The sequence below is a fragment of the Photobacterium iliopiscarium genome (assembly GCF_003026395.1).
Classification (GTDB): domain Bacteria; phylum Pseudomonadota; class Gammaproteobacteria; order Enterobacterales; family Vibrionaceae; genus Photobacterium; species Photobacterium iliopiscarium.
Map to the genome: position 1 here is coordinate 56,420 of NZ_PYOO01000005.1, position 24,733 is coordinate 81,152.

21 protein-coding genes are annotated in these 24,733 nt (G+C 36.6%); 13 read left to right on the forward strand and 8 right to left on the reverse strand.

Annotated elements, in window-relative coordinates; genetic code table 11:
- Positions 1 to 7: 7 nt before the first annotated feature.
- Together C9J51_RS09650 and C9J51_RS09655 are read left to right on the forward strand one after the other, a co-directional pair.
- Positions 8 to 1,084: an SPOR domain-containing protein gene (locus tag C9J51_RS09650; RefSeq protein WP_107274993.1), complete on the forward strand. Its 1,077-nt coding sequence runs from the start codon at positions 8 to 10 to the stop codon at positions 1,082 to 1,084.
- Between the two features lie 224 nt (positions 1,085 to 1,308).
- Positions 1,309 to 2,307 (forward strand): D-alanine--D-alanine ligase, encoded by a 999-nt coding sequence (locus tag C9J51_RS09655; protein WP_045037775.1) that lies wholly within the window; start codon positions 1,309 to 1,311, stop codon positions 2,305 to 2,307.
- A gap of 97 nt (positions 2,308 to 2,404) precedes the next feature.
- Here the strand turns inward: C9J51_RS09655 and C9J51_RS09660 are convergent, their stop codons facing one another.
- Positions 2,405 to 3,370, reverse strand: a complete 966-nt coding sequence (locus tag C9J51_RS09660) for a tyrosine-type recombinase/integrase (RefSeq protein WP_045040639.1) — start codon at positions 3,368 to 3,370, stop codon at positions 2,405 to 2,407.
- 175 nt (positions 3,371 to 3,545) lie between these two features.
- On the opposite strand from C9J51_RS09660, the gene C9J51_RS09665 reads away from it, so the two are divergent.
- Complete coding sequence (locus C9J51_RS09665) at positions 3,546 to 3,896, forward strand: DUF3319 domain-containing protein (protein WP_045040638.1); 351 nt, start codon at positions 3,546 to 3,548, stop codon at positions 3,894 to 3,896.
- 50 nt (positions 3,897 to 3,946) lie between these two features.
- On the opposite strand, the gene C9J51_RS09670 is transcribed toward C9J51_RS09665, so the two are convergent.
- Together C9J51_RS09670 and C9J51_RS09675 are read right to left on the reverse strand one after the other, a co-directional pair.
- Positions 3,947 to 4,471 carry a putative ATP-dependent zinc protease gene (locus tag C9J51_RS09670; RefSeq protein ID WP_107237490.1) on the reverse strand — a complete coding sequence of 175 codons (525 nt, stop codon included), beginning with the start codon at positions 4,469 to 4,471 and terminating at the stop codon, positions 3,947 to 3,949.
- A gap of 97 nt (positions 4,472 to 4,568) precedes the next feature.
- Positions 4,569 to 5,174: an HAD family hydrolase gene (locus C9J51_RS09675; protein WP_045037778.1), complete on the reverse strand. Its 606-nt coding sequence runs from the start codon at positions 5,172 to 5,174 to the stop codon at positions 4,569 to 4,571.
- Positions 5,175 to 5,295: 121 nt separating this feature from the next.
- On the opposite strand from C9J51_RS09675, the gene yciH reads away from it, so the two are divergent.
- From yciH to C9J51_RS09700, 5 genes are all read left to right on the forward strand, one after another.
- The gene (gene yciH, locus C9J51_RS09680) at positions 5,296 to 5,619 is read left to right on the forward strand and encodes a stress response translation initiation inhibitor YciH (RefSeq protein WP_045037779.1); all 324 of its coding nucleotides are present in this window, start codon (positions 5,296 to 5,298) and stop codon (positions 5,617 to 5,619) included.
- 278 nt (positions 5,620 to 5,897) lie between these two features.
- Entirely contained in the window at positions 5,898 to 7,352 is a 1,455-nt protein-coding gene (dtpA, locus tag C9J51_RS09685; protein ID WP_045040637.1) for a dipeptide/tripeptide permease DtpA, read from the forward strand.
- A 213-nt stretch (positions 7,353 to 7,565) separates the two neighbouring features.
- Positions 7,566 to 9,089 (forward strand): OpgC domain-containing protein, encoded by a 1,524-nt coding sequence (gene opgC, locus C9J51_RS09690; protein WP_107274994.1) that lies wholly within the window; start codon positions 7,566 to 7,568, stop codon positions 9,087 to 9,089.
- Between the two features lie 365 nt (positions 9,090 to 9,454).
- Positions 9,455 to 11,824: a cellulose-binding domain-containing protein gene (locus C9J51_RS09695; protein WP_045040636.1), complete on the forward strand. Its 2,370-nt coding sequence runs from the start codon at positions 9,455 to 9,457 to the stop codon at positions 11,822 to 11,824.
- 472 nt (positions 11,825 to 12,296) lie between these two features.
- A complete protein-coding gene (locus C9J51_RS09700; RefSeq protein ID WP_107275062.1) occupies positions 12,297 to 13,649 on the forward strand; it encodes an ISNCY family transposase in 1,353 nt (450 codons plus the stop codon).
- Positions 13,650 to 13,904: 255 nt separating this feature from the next.
- Here the strand turns inward: C9J51_RS09700 and C9J51_RS09705 are convergent, their stop codons facing one another.
- From C9J51_RS09705 to C9J51_RS09715, 3 genes are all read right to left on the reverse strand, one after another.
- Positions 13,905 to 15,302: a leukocidin family pore-forming toxin gene (locus C9J51_RS09705; RefSeq protein WP_107237232.1), complete on the reverse strand. Its 1,398-nt coding sequence runs from the start codon at positions 15,300 to 15,302 to the stop codon at positions 13,905 to 13,907.
- The gene (locus tag C9J51_RS09710) at positions 15,299 to 15,823 is read right to left on the reverse strand and encodes a hypothetical protein (RefSeq protein ID WP_045040005.1); all 525 of its coding nucleotides are present in this window, start codon (positions 15,821 to 15,823) and stop codon (positions 15,299 to 15,301) included. The genes C9J51_RS09705 and C9J51_RS09710 overlap by 4 nt, the downstream gene beginning before the upstream one ends.
- A gap of 482 nt (positions 15,824 to 16,305) precedes the next feature.
- Positions 16,306 to 16,620, reverse strand: coding sequence for a type II toxin-antitoxin system Phd/YefM family antitoxin (locus tag C9J51_RS09715; RefSeq protein WP_045040006.1), 315 nt, complete (start codon positions 16,618 to 16,620; stop codon positions 16,306 to 16,308).
- A gap of 143 nt (positions 16,621 to 16,763) precedes the next feature.
- Here C9J51_RS09715 and C9J51_RS09720 point away from each other — a divergent pair, with 143 nt between their 5' ends.
- The 4 genes from C9J51_RS09720 to C9J51_RS09735 all read left to right on the forward strand — a co-directional run bounded on the left by C9J51_RS09720 (position 16,764) and on the right by C9J51_RS09735 (position 21,824).
- Positions 16,764 to 16,949: a hypothetical protein gene (locus tag C9J51_RS09720; RefSeq protein ID WP_082301479.1), complete on the forward strand. Its 186-nt coding sequence runs from the start codon at positions 16,764 to 16,766 to the stop codon at positions 16,947 to 16,949.
- 290 nt (positions 16,950 to 17,239) lie between these two features.
- Positions 17,240 to 18,388, forward strand: coding sequence for a ComEC/Rec2 family competence protein (locus C9J51_RS09725; protein ID WP_107274995.1), 1,149 nt, complete (start codon positions 17,240 to 17,242; stop codon positions 18,386 to 18,388).
- A gap of 5 nt (positions 18,389 to 18,393) precedes the next feature.
- On the forward strand, positions 18,394 to 20,631 hold the full coding sequence (locus tag C9J51_RS09730) for a ThiF family adenylyltransferase (protein WP_107274996.1): 2,238 nt from the start codon (positions 18,394 to 18,396) through the stop codon (positions 20,629 to 20,631).
- Positions 20,631 to 21,824, forward strand: coding sequence for a patatin-like phospholipase family protein (locus tag C9J51_RS09735; protein WP_045040009.1), 1,194 nt, complete (start codon positions 20,631 to 20,633; stop codon positions 21,822 to 21,824). The genes C9J51_RS09730 and C9J51_RS09735 overlap by 1 nt, the downstream gene beginning before the upstream one ends.
- Before the next feature lie 259 nt (positions 21,825 to 22,083).
- Here C9J51_RS09735 and C9J51_RS09740 read toward each other — a convergent pair whose 3' ends face one another.
- Both C9J51_RS09740 and C9J51_RS09745 read right to left on the reverse strand, forming a co-directional pair.
- Positions 22,084 to 22,296, reverse strand: coding sequence for a DUF3653 domain-containing protein (locus C9J51_RS09740; protein WP_052668038.1), 213 nt, complete (start codon positions 22,294 to 22,296; stop codon positions 22,084 to 22,086).
- A 40-nt stretch (positions 22,297 to 22,336) separates the two neighbouring features.
- Positions 22,337 to 23,257, reverse strand: coding sequence for a LysR family transcriptional regulator (locus C9J51_RS09745; protein WP_045040010.1), 921 nt, complete (start codon positions 23,255 to 23,257; stop codon positions 22,337 to 22,339).
- Between the two features lie 135 nt (positions 23,258 to 23,392).
- On the opposite strand from C9J51_RS09745, the gene C9J51_RS09750 reads away from it, so the two are divergent.
- Positions 23,393 to 24,484 carry an alkene reductase gene (locus C9J51_RS09750; RefSeq protein ID WP_045040061.1) on the forward strand — a complete coding sequence of 364 codons (1,092 nt, stop codon included), beginning with the start codon at positions 23,393 to 23,395 and terminating at the stop codon, positions 24,482 to 24,484.
- The last annotated feature ends 249 nt before the right edge of the window (positions 24,485 to 24,733 follow it).

Below are 24,733 nucleotides of genomic sequence, written 5' to 3' on the forward strand. Positions count from 1 at the left end.
GAATAAAATGAAAAAAATTATCGCATTGAGCCTGCTATCTAGCTTAGTGGGGTGTGCTCAATTGATGCCGCCTAAAACACCATTACAAACGCCTATTGAAACGATTAATACTAATCAAACGCCTGAAAAGTTTGTAGAGCCGACGATTGTCGCTGAATTGGATGCTTCCGTTAAAACAGATCCTTTATATCAATCTATAGATTCGATAGCAGTGAGTGAACAAGTTATTGAGCAACAACCCATTGCTCAATCCCCAGTATCGGTAGAAAGCACTGAGCCAGTAAATACAGCAACAGAGGCTGATACAGCAGCAGATATTGATACAGCAACAGAGGCTGATACAACAACAGATATTGATACAGTAACAGAGGCTGATACAGCAGCAGATGTTGATACAGCAACAGAGGCTGATACAGCAGCAGAGTCTGATACAGTAACAGAGGCTAATACAGTAACAGAGGCTAATACAGCAGCAGAGTCTGATACAGCAGCAGAGTCTGATACAGCAACAGAGGCTGATACAGTAACAGAGGCTGATACCGCGACGACAGACGCTGTTAACACTGAGAGTGCAATGGCTGCGGCACTGGCGACGAATGGTGATTCATTATCAATAACAGATGAAATCACCGTTACCGATCCCAATGCGGTTATGGTTACAGAACCAACAATGGCGACAGAACCTACAACCGATACGATAGAGATAGCTGAGCCAGAACCTATTGATCCTGCTATGAATACTGAGGTTGATGATTTGACATTGTTAGAAAATCCTATTACCGATGATGACTATCAAATCGTCGATATGGATGGGTACAGTGTGCAAATTACGGCTTCTAGAGACGAGAACGCATTAGCAACATTATTATTGTTTTTAGATAGTCAGCAACCCGCTTGGCTTAACAAAAAAATGATCAATGGCAGTCAGGTCTATACATTGCTGCTTGGTCATTATTCTAATCATGATCAAGCAACAGCAGCATTAGAGTTACTGCCTCAAGCGATACAACAAAACGGGGCATTTGTGCGGAATTTTTATGAAATTGAGCATACTCGTTCGCCACAACTGAAACAATTGCAATAATTCAGTGATAGATGGCATATAAATGGTGGTTAATTCACCATATTTGGCACGAACTTAGCGTGTTTTAAAAATAAATCACGATATGATGATGTAGAGGGTACATTCACATTAGTTTTTTGATTACTATATTCAGCCGTGAATGCCTTATTCTTTTTGACCTTGGTAGTTTATCAAGGTTTTTGTGATCTGCATTGTATTGTGATTGGTATAATTAAGGAACGATAATGAGTTCTATCCATGTTTTATTATTATGCGGCGGCGGTAGCGCTGAGCATGAAGTTTCTCTCGTGTCTGCAAACTTTATTGAACAACAATTAAAAGCGATTGATGGCGTTAGCTATACACGTGTTGAAATGACTAAAAATGAAGGTTGGTTAAATGAAAATCAACATTCTTGCGAATTGAATTTGGATAAAACATTGTCCGCTGTCGGTGAGCAACCTGTCACGATTGATTACGTGATCCCTTGTGTGCATGGCTTTCCTGGTGAAACTGGCGATTTGCAATCATTATTTGATTTAGCAGGTTTACCTTATTTAGGTTGTGGCGCTGAAGCGAGTACAAACTGTTTTAATAAAATCACCACTAAGTTGTGGTTTGATGCGTTGAATATTCCTAATACGCCTTATGTTTTCTTGAGTGAAAATACGGAAGACGCACATCAACAAGCATTAGCTGCACTGAACAAGTGGGGCAAGGTGTTTGTTAAAGCAGCATGCCAAGGTTCATCTGTTGGTTGTTATAGTGTTGAGAACGCAGAAGAATTACGTACAGCGGTTAACAACGCATTCGGTTATTCAAACCAAGTACTAATTGAAAAAACCATTAAGCCTCGTGAGTTAGAAGTTGCGGCTTATCAATATGGTGATCAACTTATTATCACCAAACCGGGTGAAGTATCATGCCCTGATGATAAGTTTTATAGCTATGAAGAAAAATATAGCACTGATAGCTTATCAACCACTCAGGTTGAAGCGCGTAATTTAACTGAAGAGCAAATTGAAGCGATTCAGCATTATGCACGTAAAGCGTTTGAACAAATGAAGCTTAAAGATTTATCACGTATTGATTTCTTTTTAAGTGAAGATAATGAAATCCTATTAAATGAAATCAATACTTTCCCAGGTATGACGCCAATTTCAATGTTCCCTAAAATGCTAGAGAACTATGGCCATAACGTTACAGATTTTATTGAAAAAGCGATTAAAAACGCCGTTAAATAAGTCTAACAACGTACAGAATTAGCCAACCTCTTATGACGCTTTCAACCAGAAAGAATATTGGGGTTGGCTTTTTTGTGCCTTTTATTGTACATGTGTGTTATTTGCCACTTTTGTTGGCAAATTTCTTCAAGGTGTTATCCCGTTTAGCACGTTGACCGATATATTGAGCCGGCATAGCAGGGCTTCGCCATCGACCTTGATGCTGTATTTGATGAATAGACAGCCCCGCGTCAGCTAAATCTTGGCTCGCGCCCACACGTGGTGATTGTCCTGAAAATATCACATCCGTTGGAAGCTCTAGCTCTTGGCTTGCGCGTCTAAAAATACGGTAGATAGATGAGTGATCAAGAGGGTTATCACCAATATTGTTATGTCTATCTATACGTCGAAAAACAAAACCGCTATCAATCATGGATAATGTTAACCAACGATTAATTGCTTGAGAGGCGACATTACTTAACGCAATTAAAGTACCATTTACTGATAAAGTAATTAAACCCTCCGGCGTGATTTCAATATCATTGATTGTTAACGCGGTTACTTCTGAACGCTTTAGCATTGCTTCAAAGGTCATTGCCCAAATCGCCATATCGCGTACATCTTTGGCTTTAGTTGCGTGCGAAAATGATTCCAGAAGATTTTGCAAATGGTTATCACGAAAGCCATGAGCATTAGTGTAATCATCATGTTTATCAAGACGCTGTTTATGCATGGCAAGTTTTATTTCATTGCTTAAACAGGGGTTAGGTAATGCATGGCAGCGGTGCACCAAACTGATAGTGACAATGTAACGTTTAAGACTGGCTAACTTACGCGTTTGTGCCATTTTTTCTATATAGCGATGTACAATTTCAGCCGATGCGGGTAATGCTGATGTTTGATGTTGGATACAAAAAAGTAAAAAGCTATTCCAATCATTTTTAAACGCAACCAATGTATTTTTCGCATATTGTTGGTGCGTTAGTCGTTCCCAAACCGTAATTGATTCAGCAATGGCTGAAAAATCAGTAATACTTGCTTCGCGAACGGTTTCATCTTCAATAACCGTGATTTTCTTTGCCATAATAACACCTAATGCACTATAACTTTATATAGTTAAATAATAACAACGATCATCATAAAACGAAAGAATAATCACAAAAAAACTGGCTTAGCTATGTAAGTCTTATTATTATATAAGTAGATAACGTAATGATTATTAAAGAAACTAATACTTTAATAAAGTAGAGAGCAGGACAATGAAAAAACGCCTTTTTCATCGTGGTTATATTATTGAAAATAGTACCGGGCTTACATCCGACTGGAAAACGATCATTAACGGACAAACTGTTAAAGGAATGATCACTAATATTAAAAAGAGTGTAGATTGGTGGTGTGACACAAAAGCTTTTATGCCACCAGAAAGATTTAATCTTCAGGCACAAACCAAAAAAGTAATCTCAATGGCAACGTCTGAGCAGTATCGAGGGATTATTCTAAAGAATGATAACGGTAAAGCTAACGAGTGGTACGTTATTGTTCGCGGTCAGCTAGTTAAAGGGGATATTGTTTCACTCAAAAAGTATGTAGATAAAACAATCATATCCTAAAAAACAGTGCCTATTGATTACAGGCACTGATTTAGTTATTTGTTGATGAATTAATCATTATCGTCGTGTTTTGATACATCAACTAAATAACGGCCATTTAGCCAATTACGACCGATAAGTAATTTATATTCTAGTTTTTTACGGTCTCGCAAATTGACTGGAATCGCGTGATTTTTGCCGTTCCAAACTAAATCCATAACCACTGCGTAGCGACGTTCAACACCTTGAGCATTTCGTATCTTACTGATTTTTATTATTTTACTCGAGTGTGTTTGTTCTTGTCCTTGCGCGTTAGCTGTTTTAAAACTGATCATTTTACCAAGATTTTCTTGCCAACTTTTTTTGGTATCTGTAGGGTTATTATTTCCATCGATGACATGTAAATCATAAGCATTAATCGATGTTGTATTTGCCCCTGTATCGATCCGTGCTTTGAAATCCATATTAAGATCTTTAACGTGGATGGTTTCAATCGGACCGACAATGTACTTTCCATTACATTCGTTGGCAGCGTAGCTCATGGTTGAGACTGTTGCAGCGGCAATTAACATCGCAGAAATAAAAACTTTTTTCACATAAACTCCTGATATTCTTAACTCTTAATTATAGATGATAGACTGAGTCGTTATAAAAGTGTTCAATTTTGTGTAAAATTTAGTGAATTATTTGAATTTAATGTGGCAAAAGTTGTTTTTCTATTTGCTGAAAACATGTTTGTGTTTGATTAAATTGAATAGTATTAAAACCAAGCGCAGAGGCTATTTGAATATTTTCACTATTATCATCAATAAATAAGCTTTCTTGTGGTGTTAATTGATAACGTTCGCATAGCCGCATAAATATTTCTTGTTCTGGTTTCATTACCAATTCTTTTCCTGAGACTAATCCGCCATCAAAAAATGAAATGAAATGATGCTTTTCATATAAAGTATCAAAAAAAGCACTACACATGTTGGTCAGGTAATAAAGAGAATAGGGTTGTTGTGTTAGTTGATTAAAGAGTATTTCAGTTTGTCGGATTTTAGTTAGGCTAAGTTGAATATGAGTAATAAAGTCTTCTATACGCTGAGACGGTATTTGAGTACGCGCTGAAAATTTAGGGATCACTTCTGCGATAAGCATCGTACCACGATCAAGTGATAACCAATCTGAATGTTGTAATACATCACGCAATAATATTTCTCGTTCTGGTTGTGATGTGGTGAAACTATTAACAATATGGTGTGGATTCCACTCAAATAGTACTGCGCCAAAATCAAAAATCACATTACGAATCATAAGATGTTCCGTTAGAGTACCATTTATTGATAGTATTGGTTCATGAGTATTTCGCAAGATTGATGTGCTAACTTTTAATGGTATTCACACAATCAAGCAACCAAGTGAGATAGATTGCACAATGAGTGATAGTAACCGTTTAGTTTTCTCAACCGAAACCGGTCGAATTAAAGAAGAAAAAGAACAACCAGTACGCCCAAAAGGTGATGGTATTGTTCGTATTCAGCGCGAAACAAAAGGCCGTAAAGGTAAAGGTGTTTGTATTGTTTCTGGGCTTGATGTTGAAGATACCCAATTGAAGCTGATTGCTGCTGAATTGAAAAAAGTTTGTGGCTGTGGTGGTTCAGTAAAAGACGGTAAAATTGAAATTCAAGGTGATAAGCGTGATGTAATAAAAGCGCATCTTGAGAAAAAAGGCCACACGGTTAAATTAGCAGGTGGTTGATCGTCAATGATTAATACGCTAAAGAATTAAAGCGATTATTCGTTTATATAAGGCAATAATTTAAACGATTATTGCCTTCATTTTATTCGTATATACATAACCACCAGCATTGTAACGTTATCTGTTTTTAATCACGCTGTTATTTCTCTTCTTAACCTTCTCGCCAAACTAAATAAACCTAATTCGATAGTATCTGGTCTTTGAATCAGCCTCACGACTCGCACTTGAAATATAACGACTACTATTAAAACAATTGCGACTGATTTAAGGAATGGCGTATGTCAGAGGTAAATGTATTTAAACAACCTAAACCGTTTTATCTCATATTTTCAGTAGAATTTTGGGAGAGATTTGGATTCTACGGTATGCAGGCCATTCTTACTGTATACATGGTCAATATTCTTGGCATGTCAGAGGCTGAGTCATTTACCTTATTTGGTGCGTTTTCTGCGTTAATTTTTGGTTCGGTGGCAATTGGTGGCTGGGTTGGGGATAAGATCCTTGGTACAAAACGGACAATCACGCTCGGTGCTTTCATTCTAACCATTGGTTACTCTTTATTAGGATTATCAGCAGCAGGTGACGTTGGCGGCAAAGAACTCATCTATATAGCAATGGGCTTTATTACCATGGGTAATGGTTTATTTAAAGCCAACCCTTCAAGCTTACTTGCCAAATCGTATGAGGAAAATGATCCGCGTCTTGATGGCGCGTTTACCATGTATTATATGGCGATTAACTTAGGTTCATTTTTCTCTATGTTATTAAGCCCTTGGATTGCCGAAAAGATGGGCTATGGCATGGCATTTGGGGTAAGTGCGATCGGGTTATTAATCACTATGGTTAACTTTATGGTGATGGGGCGTATCGTTAAAAATATAGGTTCTAAGCCTGATATGTCGCCCGTTAATAAACGTTATTATTTTATGGTTGTGGTTGCAACGGTGGCGTTGAGCTTTTTGAGTGCCTTTTTATTGCAACACTTGTTTTATGCACATGCTATTTTAGTTGTTATCGGAATAACTATTGTGGCTATTTATTTTAAAGAAGCCTTTAAAACCCAGGGACTTGAAAGGGCGAAGATGTTTGTCGCTTTTGTTTTAATGCTACAAGGGATCGTATTTTTTGCACTCTATTTTCAAATGCCCACTTCGCTTAACTTTTTCGCTATTCATAATGTCAGCCATGATTTATTTGGCTTTAAGGTAGAACCTGAACAATTCCAAGCATTGAATCCATTTTGGATCATGATTGCGAGCCCATTATTAGCCATTCTTTATAATAAACTCGGTGAACGGTTTGCAATGCCGTTTAAGTTTGCGTTTGGGATGGTGTTATGTAGCTTGGCCTTTTTAATTCTAAAGTTCTCAACGGGGTTTGCAAATTCGCAAGGGATCATCAACTCAAATTGGTTAGTGGTGAGTTATTTATTACAGTCGTTAGGGGAGTTATTGGTGTCAGGGTTAGGTTTAGCCATGATTGCACAGTTAGTGCCACAGCGAATGATGGGGTTTGCAATGGGGATGTGGTTTTTAACATCAGCAACAGCCGCCATTTTAGCGGGTTGGATTGCAAGTTTAACGGCTGCGCCCGAAGGGATTGTTGAACCTACTCAAAGCCTTATTCTTTATGCGGAAGTTTTTGGTGAAATTGGGTATGTTACCGCTGCAATCGCCGTATTTACATTGCTTATTGCGCCTAAACTAACGCGGATTATTCAAGGCAAAGAGTAATATTATTTATAACAATCATCATTACTATTCGCATTTGTTACTGATTAAGCCTCTGATTTCCTTTGGTGTGGTTTTTTATGGGTGCAATATTCTGCTTGTTACACTTAAAATATGAGGCGTTAATTCAAGTTTTAGATTAAAAGATAATTAGGTCTATAAAAAGGCACATTTTTTGATAAAAATACGAAAATACAGTTAAGTAGAGTAACAACAATGAAAAGGATTGCAGCATTAGATAGTATTCGTGGCTTGTTACTATTACTAATGACCATTAACCACTTAATATGGATAAGTGGCGGATATTCTCTCATTCAAACCGTGACTTTACAGCCATTGGGGCAGTTTGGCGCAGCAGAATGTTTTGTGTTTATATCAGGATTACTTGCAGGCGCGATATATAGCCGAGAGTCATTAACCAACATTCAGACCATTACCAAAGCATGGCACCGAGCATTTAGTATTTATCGGTATCATATAGGCTGTTTGTTCATTGTTTTTATTTGGATTCTTATCGCATCACAATTTTTACCATCTGCTTCACCGACACTTCAACAAAGTGCACATTATATTGTAGAAAGTCCATTTAAAACCTTTATAGCTAGTGCTGCATTGGTTAACCAGCCTAACTATTTTGATATTCTTCCATTGTATATTGTCTTTATGTTGTTATTGCCTTTACTCATAGTGGCATACCGTAAAGGGCAAGGGTGGTTAGTTATTAGCATTAGTATTGGGGCTTGTATTTTTAGTAAAGAGCTTAATACAACAATACTGTTACCTTTATTTTCGTTTGTATTTTCGAGTTTTAAACTTCAACTGGGTTATTTTAATATTTTTGCGTGGCAACTATTGTTTGTCGGCGGATCTGCCCTTGGCTTTATGCTGCAAAATAAAACATTACGTTGGCAGCATCCTATATTAACTATTCTTGCGGTGATTATTGCGACTATTATTTTTGTTGCTCATCATGGTGCATTTTCTAGCTACGGTATTCATCGTTGGACACTGTATTCGTATGCAAATAAACCGGAACTCGGTTGGTTGCGAACGTTAAATATTACTGTGTGGATATATCTGATTGCCGTCATCATTCAACGTTATCCTAATGCGCTTCATAGTAAAGCATTGAGTTATATTGGCCGTCATTCATTACGCGTATTTAGTTGGCAGGTTGTTATTGTCTATTTAAGTGCTCCATTACTGCATAATTTACGTTTAGCCCCTTATTACAGTGTATTAATCGTCAGTATTGCAGCAACATTATGGTTAGCGGCATTATTATCAGAGAAATACAATGCGCATACGGTAAGTCGATTACATTGGGTGAGTGGTTTAAGCGTTATGTTTAGTGTCGTAATGCTGGGTAATGTACTTACTGATGATAATGTTTCACCATTGACGATTAAAATTACCAATATCAATGATACGAAAACATCCATTTTAGTATTGGTGTTTGATGAAAAGGATAACTTATCTCAACGGCCCACGATTTATATGAATACGTTTTCGCCACAAGAATTGGTCAAAGGGATCTCGATTAACGCATTACCTTCTGGCAATTATGCCGTGTTTGCATTTCAAGATAACGATGGCAATTATGATCTAACTAAAGGTAACGACGGAATGCCAATTGAAAACTTCGGTTATTCAAATAATCCATCAGCAGATGTTCCAGTCGTAATGGATCAAGTTACGTTTGTCCATAATGGACCACAAACGCAAACCATTAATTTCTAATATAGGATTTAAAACAGCGCACTCAATTAACAATAATTGAGTGCTGTTATTCGGTTATTTTTTGATGAAAAGGATACTTATAACAGTTAGCTACATCTTTTATTGTTTAGGCTCAATCTCACATTTATAAAATCCACACTCTCTTCTTACTGTTTTTTTCTTTGATCAAACGATCATATTTCATTGATATTGAGTGGTTGCATATTGTTACTTTTAATTTGCGATGATAAATAAGTTAGTAAATAATTAAAAAATTGTTACATGCAGTGCTGTGTTTATAGCCAATGAACAATATTTTTAGCTAATAACTACTCAGATTAGATTTTTGATCTATTTAAACGCATGAACATAGAAGGAATTAATTTGTGAGAAAAATAAATAAAATAACAATAGCGATATTCAGTACTATGCTTAGCGGTTATGTGTGTGCGTCTGATGTTAATCAGATATCAAGTCTTGCACCTTTGGCTTCTGCGGGATTATGTGATGAATTTAATGTTTATCCTGATTGGACGCGGGGTGATCATGCTGGTACTGGCGATATAATGGTTAACAAAAATATTGCTTATTCTGCTGTTTATTGGACTCAATCTGTTCCTGGAAGTGATAGCTCATGGAAGTTGCATCTTAATTGTGATGGAACTGAGCCAGGTACTGCTGCTGTACTTTCATTACCTAATCCAATGGATCCTGTGCGCCTTGAAGTTGCTGGATGGCCAAATGATTTTGTTGTTGCGAGTCCATCATTAATAGCGCCAACAACAATAACCGTTGCAACGAGTGCTACTGAAGAATTAGCAGATGTTAATAAGTTAACTGCTAAGTTTGTTTCTATCATTGAAGTGGCGACACAAGCGGGAAGTTCATCTGTCATCATTAGTAGTGATGTACTTGATAAAGCGACACCAGATAAAGGTCAGTCTCTGGGTGTTATTGCCGTTAAAGAGGCATTACTCAAAGCCGTTGATACAACGGCGAGTAAAATTGATATTGATAAAATCAATGCACTTAGTAATGATTTGAAAGGTTGGGCACAAGCTCACAACCTAATTCTAACGACACTTGCTCCTGAAGCGAGTTTTGGCTGGTCTTTCAGCATTGGTGATTTTGCATTTGATACCCATTCTGGTCGACAAGCAGTATGGAATGCTGCGTCAAGTGCCACCGCAGATCTATTAAATACTCTCGATGTTTACAAAGCAGAGTCATTAACCAAAGCTGACTTTATTAGCTTTACCAAATCGACAACAACCGCTGCATTATCAACTGAGCAATGGCACAACGCACTTGAATATGTAAAACAAGTTACTGATTATATTAAGACGCCTGCAATGCTTGCTAATATTCCAACCGAGCAAGCTGCGAATTATTTTATGGGTCAAACAACACGTGATCAGCAAATTCGTAAAGCGGCTCACAGCAATATATTTGCGATTTTATTTGATACAGACAGCGCAGATTTAACCAGTAAAATTGAAGCCTACCAAGGCGCGAAAGTACCTTTATATTATATAGGTCAAGAACTCGAAAAAGGCTCATTAACACGTATTGAAGCACTTAATACTGAGTTAACGAATGCCTCAGATGTCATGGATAATGAAGCCTTCCTCTATGAAACACCGCAGTCACAGTGGGTGCCATCGACCGTTTATAAATGGAATGACTTCCTTGATGGCCTTAATGCGATGCACAATATCGGTGTCGCGGGTAATAAGTTCTGGTTATTGACTGACGAAGCAGATGATGCAACCAATATTATTTATGCCAAAGTCGCCATTGCTGCGTTCTTAGCGCAAAGCATGCAAGAGACAATCCGTTATAACGCATGTGATGAAAATAACTGGTCTGAAATTAAATATGGCGCGCCTGCCGATTACCCAATGTCAGCGAGTTGTGGTCAGTTAGGTCAAAAATACGCAGACTATGGCGTTAACCCAGTATCAGGCTTAGATTATGCTTATTCTTGTCCGCGTGATAACAAAATGGAAGTCAGCGCATTAACCCACGCTAAATGGTACGGCGCACCAGCACCTGTATTTGCAGCTCCCGATGCAGTATTAGAAGAGCAAGGCTTACTGGTTAATGGTCATGTGGGACGCTGGACTAACAATGGTCACTGTAATGCAGTGCCAGACAAAATCGATACTTCAAAGCAAGTATGGGAACGTGATGAGTGTAAAATCTACGTTGGTCAAAAAGCCGGTACATTCCTATGGGATGGCAGCAGTCAAGAAAGTGTTGAAGGCTGTGGTTGGTGGGGACGTGGCGTTATTCAAACCACAGGCCGCCAAAACTTTGGTACGTTAAACCATTATTTAGGCCGTTCACACGTTGATCCTGCAACAATTGGTCAAACCATTGATGGTGTAATGGTTGAAGCGCCACCTGTAAATCCGTTATATTCAGATCTCGATTTCTGTTCAAACCCTGGCTTAATCTGTAGCTCTGAGAAGAATAAAGAGATCAAATGGATTGCAGGCTTATTCTACTGGGTAACATCAGTACAGGCATACTCAAATGAAGGCGGTGACTATGCTGATTGGAACTATTACAACGAACTGAAAAAGTATGTAAATAGTGGCCTGAAAGGAACTGAATTTATTGATGATGTTTCTGGTATTGTGAACCGTGGCTGTCCAGATTCAACTTGTTCGACAGGCGATGTTCATAACATTAAAGAACGTCAAGCCAACTTTAAGCTAGTGCTACAAAAACTAGGACTTAACCCACAGTAAGCAAAATAGCTGATGAATTAAGTTTGTAATAAAATTAAACCCTGTTTTTCGAAACAGGGTTATTTTTTGCGTTTACATTGTAGTGATCTATTTTGTAAACCTGATCAAATTAGCTTTAATAATTACATGTTTCTAAGGGGCTACCGAATACAGAATGTCTGAGGTAGCATCTTAGAATAAGTGTTAATTATGTACTTTATGGTAAATAGCCAATACTGTTAAATACACAAGTAGTAAATTGTAGGAGAGTGCCTTTATCCATTATTATTATCCATTATTAATCAATAGCCTAGTTGTAATGGCATTATAGTATTAATGCCAGATATCCTATTTAACATAAGGTACATAATGCGCACTGAGGTTGTAGGTCCCATTTAGAAATGTCCGGTTTGAACCCGTTAGAAATGTCATGTTGAACTATCTTCAGATCATAGGTTTTGCTATGAACTGGAATCAATAAATGTTGCTCACTATGACTGAAAATGAATTAAGCCGAATCAAAGTTATTCAAGATGTTTGTGATAAACAAATTACTGGTGTTGAAGCTGCCCGTCGACTTAACTTGAGTTGTCGTCAAGTATCACGATTAGTAAAACGCTTTACTCAGTTCGGTGCTGGCGGATTACTTTCACAGCAACGCGGCGTGCCAAGTAATCATCGTTATGATGATAATCATAGGCTGCGTATTTTAAATCTCATCCACGAATATTACGCAGACTTCGGACCCACATTGGCACGTGAAAAACTGATTGAACGCCACAGTATTAAGATCGGATTAGAAACGTTACGTCAATGGATGATCGCTGATGGCCTTTGGGTTCCGCATTTCAAACGTAAGCCTTGCATTTATCAACCTCGCTATCGTCGCGATTGTTATGGTGAGTTAATTCAAATAGATGGTTCACATCATGATTGGTTTGAAGGCCGCAGCGACAAATGTTGTTTGTTGGTTTTCATTGATGATGCTACCGGCAAACTGATGAACTTGCGGTTTAGCGAAACAGAATCTGCGTTTGATTACATGGTGACAACGCGCGAATATGTTGAGCAACATGGCAAGCCCACTGCTTTTTACAGCGATCGACATACGGTGTTTCATGTCAGTAAACGGGATGCAAAAACAAACCGCATGACTCAGTTTGGTCGTGTATTGCATGAGTTAAACATTGAATTAATTTGTGCAAATAGCTCTCAAGCTAAAGGTCGTGTTGAACGTGCCAATAAAACATTACAAGATCGCTTAGTCAAAGAAATGCGATTACAACACATTGATAATATTGAACAAGCTAATGTATGGCTCCCCGACTTTATCGCTGATTTTAACCATCGTTTTGCTAAAGCTGCTCAATATCCTAAAGACATGCATCGACCATTACGAGAATCAGTAGATGAATTACATGATATTTTCTCATGGCAAGAACCAAGAAAAGTCTCAAAGTCACTGACATTTCAATACGACAAAGTTATCTATTTGATTGATCCAACCGAAGAAAATCAACGACTTGTGCATCAAGTCGTTAAGGTTATTGATCGTCCAGATGGCACCATCGCGATCCAATATGGTCACCGAAAATTGGATTTTAAAGTGTTTGATAAACTCGAAGACGTTGACCAAGGTCAGATAGTTGATAACAAACGTTTGGGTGCAGTATTAAAATTTGCCCAAGCAAAACAGCAACAATATGACCAACAACAAAAGCGTAGTCGCAGTAAAAGCGCCCCTAAACGTACTGCCCAACAACGGGCAATCCGTCAACTTGAAGAAATAAATCCAGTGTTAGTTCACCCAGAACAATTTAGACCGAGCACCAGAAAAAAGCCATGACTTCCCTACTCTATAATCCATTTTTACCACAATGAACTATCTTAAAAGGAGACATTTTAATCGGGGAATAATGAGGACATTTTAAACTGGGAAAGACAGAGGTTGTAGGTCCCAAGGCAAAGTGTCTCTTTTCTGCAAAGCTAAATTAAAGAGACTGGATCGAATATTCAGCTATCTTTGCAATCCAATAGTAATAAAGAAAAAGCCTAGTCGCCAAGCAACTAGACTTTCAATAATTTTAACAGTTTAATTTCATTACAATGAAATGTTAGTTAATCGAGGCATTATTCGTGAATTTCCGGTGCCATTATCCTTTACAACATGTAAAGTTTGACCTAACTGATTAGGAATACTTAAAACAAATCTAGAGTCAGATCCGTCTTGATAACGGCTAAATAGACTATCACCTTCCCAATACCATTTTTGATTCAAAGAATGATCACATGTAGTTGTTGATACTCGTAAATCATCATTTACTGACATACAAGTATTTTGAGCTGTACGTGTGCGATAACGGAAATTACTATCTAGTCCCCAAATGTTATCCCAGTTATTATCACAAACTTTTGTTTCTACCATGCCATTATTAGACTTTAGGCAAATGTTATTAGCATCTAAAGATTGCAATACAACATGAGCTTCGGCTTCAAACAATGGATGTCCCCAATCAATTGTTACATTGACATTACCTGCATTTAATGTCTCTTCCATACCATCAGCATTGGCTAATTGAACAAGTGCTGCGGGTTCAATCCTTCCAAACACAACATGAGGATAGAAAATAGCGGCTATTGAAAGTACCGAAGGACCATTTTCTTCAACTGGAGCTTCATAAATCACCTCTACATTTGGTTTAAAGTTTGCATATGCAATAGGCGATATCTTATGCTTATCGTATACCCAACTTTGTCCCATTAAAACATCATTCCAACTGCATCCATATACACCAGAACCACCAATTGAAGAATTACATAAATTAACATCATAAACGAAAGATACATCTAATTCTGAACCCGAACTGCGATTTACAATTTTATAATCTTGTGTATCATAAATAAGAGTTCTTGAGTTAGTGTAAGAATAAGATGCTTCGATCCCAATAGAGCCCGTAGGTCCTTGATTACCGACTTCCGCCCCTATATTCCCAGAAATTCCTACAGTAAAACCAGACGTATCTTGATGTTGATAGTTCTTATTTTCATTATCAGGTAATTGTTTCAACATAAATGGAACATAAGAATAAGGTTGTGGAGTTATATTAATATCATAGCTACGAGAAAATCCACCTAAATACTCATAACGATGTGCCCAACTTTGAAACCAAGAAAAACCTTGTGATACGTTATTAGCTAGATGAATACCTGCACCCGATTTATTGCTATCTAACGTAATTTGTACATATTTTTTATTTTCAGTTATTCCTTGTGATGTTGCTGATTGTACAGACCTCATTTGAATTAAGTTAAAACGTAGATCTAAAGATCCCTGTCCACCACAAAAATCATAATAACTAGTGTGTTCTTTATTTTTAGGTAACTCGCAAGATATTCCAGATTTAGTTATAATTATTCCAGTTTGTACAATGGGAAGATATTTTTCAGCTATTGCATTACTGGATAATAATAGAAATAAGGGTAAGAGTTTATTTTTCATGATTTTACTCCATAACCAAAACGATTCAAAACATAAACAAAAGAATTAACTGTGTTCTTATCAACTTGTTTTGTTGTCATCTTGCTATTTTTATCTTCTGTAAGAATAACGTTGAAAATATAATCACCGTTAAGTTCACCTACAACAATATATTTTGAGGATAAACCAAGACCTGTTAAGTCTTTAGTGTATTTTTCTATATTTTCAGGATTTTGAATATGATTAAAATCTAACACAACAAGATTTTTATTTATTATTTTTTGCTTTAGTTTTAATAGATCATCATCTGACATTAATCCAAAATTAGCATAAACGAGGTGTTCATAAATTGGAACGGTCTCTTCACCGAATAAAATAATTTTATTATCAAAATGATTTTTAATACCATTAGAAATAGGTGTTTCACCACCTAAAATTAAGATTTCGGCATTAGCAAAACTACTTAAAAACAAAGATGCAATTAGCACTTTTCGAGTCCCACTAGAGATATAACAAAGCAACTTAAAAAAATATTTTTTCATGTTAATAACCCTTCTTTGAAGTGAGTGAAATATGAACATGTTGCATATTTTTTATACGCTTGTTTTGGTAGGAAGTTATAAAAAAATAAAATCAACAAGAAAAGGTATGAGTTTAATCACGTTTATACTTGAGTGGTGTGTGTTTTTGAGGTGATTTCATCACAATTATTGCTTAGGTATAGAACTGATCTAACTTTATGTTTGGGACTACCAAATTTATAAACTGATTGTTGCAACCACTTAGAAATGTCACTTTTTCTAAGTGACCGAGCTTTGTTATTTACATCACTGGATTCATTCGTGATTGCCTACGTTGTTCTTGTCGCCTTGGTATATCAAGCCAACTGCTTTTTACAGTGATCGACATACGGTGTTTCATGTCAGTAAACGGGATGCAAAAACAAACCGCATTTAAAATAAGACATTTTAATCGGGGAATAATGAGGGTATTTTAAATAAAATACAGTTATAAGAAATGGCAACTACTCAAACAATTCATCATCAGACATATGTTTATATTTTTCGTAATCACTAGCGCTTTTACTCTGAATCCCATTTAGTGCTTTTTGGGCTCGGATTATTTTAGATTCAATATCAGGGCTTAGTTGCTTTTTGATTGATGTAAAACCATCCAAAATATTCATCATTGACTCAAAAGTTTCAGCGTTAACTATGTATCCTGTTACTTTATTATTGTTTAAAAGTGCTGTTGTACCGTTATCTAAACACTCTTTTATATGACTTCCAGCGTAAGTGACACTAACAGCCTTTTGAGAATATATCTTTTGTATCGTCATATTATTACCTTATAACGTAGATTATCCAATCGTGATAAAAACGTTTCATTGGTTATTGTACCACCAAAGACCAAGTTATATGATTTGCTGTATATCGATAATAAGAGTGTCAGTCCAATTACCAATAACCGTCGATATAAACAGTGATTCAAGCTAAAGACGGTCAATCAATCATACTTGGTGGCTTGGTTGGTGAGGAATCAAGAAACAATGATACGGGAGTGCCGATTCTAAAAGAGATACCACTAATAGGCTCGCTCTTTGGCTCTACATCAGACAGAGAGATCAACAATCAATTATCTGTATTGATAAAGGTCAGTATCATTTAGCTTTTGTCTTAAAAAAAAAGAAAACTTTGATGGCCGGAGGCCAAAACTAAAAGCGCGTTCCCCACTTCATTAGGATTGTGGATAACGCGCTTTTTTGTTATCCACATGGCGGGTTAAATAATTTACTTTAATCCTCATTATTATCTACTTAACAACCTATAACTAATAATAATCTTTTTACAAGCAAAGGAAAAGACTAGAAATCATATTAAATATGTTGCTGATAACAATTTACCGCAGGTATATTATATTACAGATTTTAAATGCAACTAGATTTATAGGTGAAAGGAATGGCAACAATAAAATTTTATCCCGTTGGTAATGGTGATACTAGTTTAATCACACTACAAAATAATAAGCATATTTTAATGGACTATCGTCAGCATAGTTCAGCAACAGATAGTACTAAGCCTCATTTTGATATAGCGACAGATATTAAATCAATTTTGGCTGATGCAAAAAAAGATAGTATCGATGTCTTAGCTTTTACACATGCGGATCTTGATCATATTGAAGGTAGTACAGAATTTTTTTATTTAGAGCATGCTAATAAATACCAAGATAGTGGCCGAATAAAAATAGATCAACTATGGGTTCCTGCTGCGATGTTATTAGAGTCTCTTCCAAAGGATGAATTATCCTCAGAGTTTGCTATCTGGCGTGCTGAATCTAAACATCGTTTTAAAAACAAGAAAGGTATTCGTGTATTTTCACAACCAGAGGAACTTGTTAAGTTGGTTGAGAAATGGGATATGAAAATAGATGATTTCTCAGATTTAATTGTTGATGCTGGTACCATTGTAGATACATTTTCATTAGCAAACGATAATGTTGAATTTTTTGTACACTCCCCTTTTATGACACATTGCGAAGAGTCAGGGAAAGATATTAAGAAAGTACGAAACGAAGCATCATTAGTATTCAATATTCGATTTAACGAGAATGGCGAGTTATTTAATTTTTTAGCTGTTGGAGACTCAACATGGGAAGTTATGGAAGAGATAGTATCTATAACTCAATACTATCAAAATGAAGACCGTTTACGTTGGGACTTATTAAATATTCCTCATCATAGCAGCTATCTTGCTTTATCTGATGATAAAGGTCAAAAAGAAACAAAGCCAAAAGAGAAGATTGAAGAGCTTCTTTTAATGGGCAATAAAGATGCTTATATGATTTGTTCAAGTAATGCCTTTGAAACAGTAGAATCTGATGCTTTAAATTCAATTCAACCTCCTCACCTACAAGCAAAACGTTGTTATGAACACTATTTACGTGATGTAAATGGTCGAAGTTTAATAGTGACAATGGAGAATGAAAGTAAGATTAAGCCTGCTCCTGTGGTTATCGAATTTTCGTCTTCAGGCTTGACAAAAAAAAGTTATAAAATGGCAGCGGCATTAGCAACTGCTGCTGCTACTCCAGCTCGGGCAGGATAATATATATGATTAATTTTTTCCCTGTAAATGCAGATGAAATTAATCAGGATAAGGTGGAGCTTTGTGGCTCCACTGCCATGCTTGCTGCTATCAACAAAAATTCAGATGTAACGCTTATTGATATACGATTAAATATCAAGGAAGGCAAAAGAATTGAGTTTATTACTGTTGATATCTGTAATGATGAGATTCCATCTCGCAATGTTATCGGAATCAACTATAGAGAACGAATTTGTTTCGTATTTATTGAAGAAGAGTCGTTACCTTTAACACTGGCTCTCCGTCAGGACTTTCCTATAACAATGCATCAAAATGCACCGTCTGAAGATTCAGCCAAATCACTATGTCTATATCTTGAGCCTAGTGATGTAGTAGAAGCATCATGGACGGCAGAAAAACATATAAAAAGAACTAATTGGTGGCTAAAAAAAACGGCAATTGAAAAGCTACATCATAATGATCAAGGTGTTGAACAATTATTTTATAATCCTTCTTTAACAATTGTCTTACCATTTGATTTTGATTTTAAATCAAATTTTGGACGGCAATTAAATGTTATTTCTAGGGATAGAAATGATACTAAAGATGGATTTTTTATTGTAACTGATTGGGATGAGAACAGATCATTAAATAATAGTTTGCATTTAAATATTGTTACAATTAAAACTAAACCTATTGTTCATGGTGTAATCAATTTAAATGTAAATACATTATCTAGCCTTACTAAGTTATTTCATTCTTTAGATGTTGATATTGTTAATTTAATACGTCTCCAATTGTTAGATATTATTAACACTAATAAATGTAACTTATATATAGATTTTACAGTTTTTATTTTAACATTACCTATTAAACGATCTTCTGACAGTGAAGTTGAGAATACTCAAACTGTAGCTCTCTTTTCGAATAAATCATTAGCAGAACTAGTTGTTCTATTTGAGGTTCCTTGTCAAAGTTTAAATAAATTCAGATTGAATTTTATTGGAGGATTATTTCCTTTTAGCTGTAATGATATTGATTTATCAATTGAGTTCATGGAGTGTTTAAAAGAGAGCTGTAAAAAGTCAAGACAACTTCAATCAGGTACATACAAACCATTTGGGAGTGGTGCAATTATAGGCGCTGGCTCATTAGGAGGGGCATTAGCTGATCTTTGGGTTAAATCTGGATGGGGAACATGGACTATTATTGATAACGATTTATTTAGACCCCATAATTTCACTCGTCATGTAATTTCACCGTCTTTTTTAGGGAAAAATAAGGCTGAAGCAGTAGCGCATTATTATTCATCTAGATTTAAAGATTGTGATTTTACAGGTATTAATATTGATGCTAAAAAGTTTGATGATCCTGTTGTAAAAGAATATTTAAAAAATGTAGAACTGGTTATAGATGCAAGCGCATCCTTAAGTTATCCAAGAGCTGTTAGTACAATTAAAAATGCTCCTAGACATATTGCTGCTTTTTTTACTCCAACTGGTAACGGTTGTGTTTTATTAGCAGAGGATTCTCGAAGGAAAATACGTTTAGCTTCTCTTGAGGCACAATATTACAGAGTATTAATTAATGAATTTATTGGAGATAAACATCTTTTAAATTCTTTTGATCAATTCCGCTCTGGAGTGACTTGTCGTGATAATTCTTTTGTTATGTCTCATTCTCGTGTAATGGCCTGTTCATCTTTATTATCTGAACATATAGCTAAAATTAGTAATCAGAGTAAGTCTGCAATTATGATTTGGCATGAAGATCTCGATACTGGTGAGCGTGTATCATTTAAAACTGAAGCTCATAAAGATATAACAAAATCAAATCATAATTTTGATAAATTCAAGATTCATTGGGATATAGGTATTGAAAAGCGAGTAAGAAAGTTAAGAGATAATAATTTACCCAATGAAACTGGCGGAATACTTATTGGATATCATGATATGGTTCAAAAGTCTGTTTATATTGTTGACGCTCTTCCTGCTCCAATTGATAGCGTCGGTACCCCTATTTCTTTTTTGAGAGGAACTGCGGGTGTAATTGAAGAATTAGAGAGAATAGCTGCTTATACCGCTAATAATGTTGGTTATATTGGTGAATGGCACAGTCATCCTAAAGGTGCATCTGCGCAAATGAGTCAATTGGATATTGAACAACTTAAAGAGTTAGCTATAAGTTTATCGGATGATGGCTTGCCAGCATATCAAATGATTGTTGCAGAAAATGAGATCAAAGTTTATGAGAAGGTGCTGTAATGTGTAGTCAATATAAAAAAGGATTAGCTCTCTCAGGTGGCGGTTTTAGAGCAACACTTTATGCATTAGGTACTCTATGGCGAATGAACGAAGATGGCATATTAACAGAACTTGATACAATAACATCAGTATCTGGTGGGTCGATTGCTGCAGGATTATTAATGCTTAAATGGAATGAGCTTAATTTTGTAAAAATAGATGCTAGAGAAGGACGCTATCGCGCAACTAATTTTAAAGAAATTATTGTGGATCCTATAATTGATTTTTGTTCTCAAACTATAACAAATAAATCACGAATAATTTTACATACCCTTAATCCAACAACTTCGGCAGTAAAAGAAGTATGTAAAAAGTATGAAAAGTTGTTATTTGGCAATATATGTCTTAGTGATGTACCTGATAACCATCTAGCCCCTGAATTTGTCTTTTATGGAACAAATCTAGATACAGGTGTTAGTGTTAGAATATCTAAACATGAGATCAGAGATTACCATATAGGAACGGCAATAGATCATAAAATCACTTTAGCACAAGCCGTTTCTATTTCGAGTGGATTCCCTCCTGTCCTTGCTCCTGTAACGTTATGCGGAAAAAAATGGAAATGGACTGATTCTATTTATAGTAAATTACCAATTGACCATGTAGCACATCTTCGAGAAAAACTAAATTTATGTGATGGTGGCCTTTATGACAATATGGGGCTTGAGATGATATGGAAGCATGGGGCTCATAAAGAGTATGAAACCGTATTTTGTTGTGATGCTGGAGCACCACTCACGATGAGATGGCTAGGTGGTAAATTAAAATTAACCATGAGAATGACCGATATTATGATTAATCAACAACGAGCACTGCGTAAGCGTATGTTGATGAGGAATTATGAGGGTAAAGAATATGATGGAAGTTATTGGTCAATAGCTAGTCAAGTTAAAAATTATATTAATGCTTCACCTTTATTATCTGAAAGTGAAGAATATAAATATAAACACTTAAATATGCTTGGTACTCAACTGGATAGATTTTCAGATAACGATACTAGAATGTTGATTAATCTTGGGTTTTGTCATGCTGATATGTGTATGAGGCAACATTATGATAGTTCAATATCTAAACCTCAATTGCCATTCAATATAAAGAGTGAATTAAAAAAATCTAGTGATAAAAAGATCACAAATACTTTATTAAAGACGTAATATATTTTTCTAAATATTATTTATAGATTTGAAATATAACGGTTTCAAGGCTACTTTAAATAATATAATAAAATTTATATATACTATCGATATATTAAAGCCGATTATTATCGGCTTTTTGTGTATATGTTTTTTTAAAGTCTTACACCCTCATAATCTCAGCTCTTAGTTTCTTCTCGTTATCCGTTCCAATCTCAGACTCCTTGGGTGAAGTTTCATTAGCCTTTTACAATATTTTTAATTAGGCTCTTTGATGTTATTAAAGTTTCTTCAACACCCTAGCTGTTCTCAACACTTCACGCTGAAATCGAAGTTCATCCGCTGCCCCTATCTCTATTAGTGCATTACCCATGATGATCCTATTTGGTGTTAACGGCCAACCATCAGGAGTAATCAACTTTCCTTTGGATATTTTCCACCCTTTCCAATCATCATCCAGTGGTGATAATTCACGATAAGCGTACATTTTCATTAAACGCGTCACTCACTATCGCTGATAAAAATAACGACAACTACCCTAACCTACCCGCAAATCGCGCTATCAAGAAATCAATAAACAATCGCAGCCGTTTGGGTTGGTATTGGCGGCTTTGGTAAATCACATTTAAGTCTGCACTGGCTGATGATGTCGATGCATTGAAGTTTTTCATATATCCATCAAGCACAGTGACCAGTCGCTGTTGTTTTATGTCTTGCTCAATATCTAATATCGACTTTAATGCTATACCTGCGCTATCTAATGCCCATTGACGAATCACTTCGCCATCATCTGAAAATCGTTTTGGTAATACGGTTATAACGTTGTGTTGGGTGTCGTCGCTAAAATGCCATGTTTTCAGTTCTTCATTACTGCGTATCATGGCTAAACAATGATGATCAGCGAGATCTTGCGGTGTGATCGGTGTGCCTTTATTGGCTAAATATTGAGGTGTTGCACACAATACACGTCTGCTGGATGCCAGTTTGCGCGAGATTAGGTTGCTGTCTGCTAGTTCGCCATAACGGATAACAATATCTATGCCTGATTCCGCTAAGTTGGTGAGTTTGTCGTCTAAATATAAGTATGGCACAACGTCTGGATACAATTCGCAAAACGCTGAAATTATTGGTGATATGTATTGCTTGCCTATGTCTCGTGGCGCTGCGATCTTTATCGTTCCGCGCACTTCTTGGCTACCGGTTTGGAGTAAGTTTTCTGTCTCTTTAACGCTGTCAATAATGTCTAAACTGGCCTGATGATACATTGCACCAGATTCCGTTAAAGAGAGATGCCTTGTACTGCGATTGAGTAACTTCACCCCATAGCGATCTTCTAATGCTTGCAGCCTTGCGGTAACGGTTGCTGGTGATAATCCTAGCTCTCTTCCTGCTGCCGCTAAGCCTTGGTTTTTAACGATACTGATAAATAACGTCATGTCAGAAAACTTATCCATGCCCTTTCCTTGTGTTTATTGTTCAGCTCACCCGAATAATCTTTTTAAATTTTACCTAATTATCAAATTCTATCAAATCAATATACTGACACCATCAAAACAAGATTAGACAGAAAGGAAATGAAGATGTCGATGATGAGCAAGCTTTTTGAATCAACACAGCTTAAAGCACTGAATTTACAAAACCGTATTGTGATGGCACCGATGACGCGAGCGCGTAGTAGTCAACCGGGTAATATTCCAAACGCGATGATGGCGAATTATTACCAACAACGTGCTAGTGCGGGATTAATTATCTCGGAAGCAACCCAGATTTCAGATGATTCACAAGGCTATTCATTCACTCCGGGTGTTTATACTAATGAGCAAGTCGCTGGCTGGAAAACGGTTACTCAAGCGGCAAAAACGCAAGGTGCGGCAATGTTTTGTCAGTTATGGCATGTGGGCCGCGTGTCTCATCCTACCTTTCAGCGTGGTGATAAACCTATTGCGCCATCAGCACTTAAACCAGTAGAAACCAAAGTGTGGATTGCTGATGAACAAGGTAATGGCAACATGGTCGATTGTGTTGAACCAAGAGCCATGACCCAAGCTGATATTGATCGGGTGGTGGCTGATTTTGCTCATGCCGCGAAATGTGCGATTGATGCTGGCTTTGATGGTGTCGAAATTCACGGTGGTAACGGTTATCTTATCGATCAGTTCTTACGTACTAATTCTAATCATCGTACAGATAGTTACGGTGTCACTAGAGACAACCGTATTCGCTTCTTGTTAGAGGTGGTTGATGCGGTAAGTAATGTGATTGGTGCGCATAAAGTGGGTGTTCGACTTGCGCCTTTCATTACCTTTAAAGACATGAATTGCCCTGATATTGTGCCGACTATTTTAGAGGCGGCAAAACAGCTTCAAGCCCGTGATATTGGCTATTTGCATTTATCGGAAGCGGATTGGGATGATGCGCCAGTGATCCCTGAGCCATTTAGAATTGAGTTGCGTGAGTATTTCACCAATACGATCATTGTCGCGGGCCGTTATACTCAAGCGCGTGCTGATGAAATGCTTAACAAAGGCTACGCTGATTTGGTTGCGTTCGGGCGTCCGTTTATTGCTAACCCTGATTTTGTTTCGCGGTTACAACACCAACAACCGTTAGCTGACTTGGATGGCACTACGCTATTTGGTGGGAATGAACACGGTTATACTGATTATCCTACTCTGGGTTAATCTAAACTAACGGTTAACACGCTGATGTTATTTACATCCGGTCACCATACTATTTATATCCGCTATAGGGGATATTTGATTTTTATCCCTTGCAACGGATAAGTTATATAACCAATTGACTCTTTTATCTTTATATCATGCTTTAATAATCAGTCGTGTTGAATCACAGTGTTTAAAACATATAAATCTAGATGCATTAATTTAATGGTAAGTTTTTGTATGTAGTGATAGATTTATGCTCATATTTTA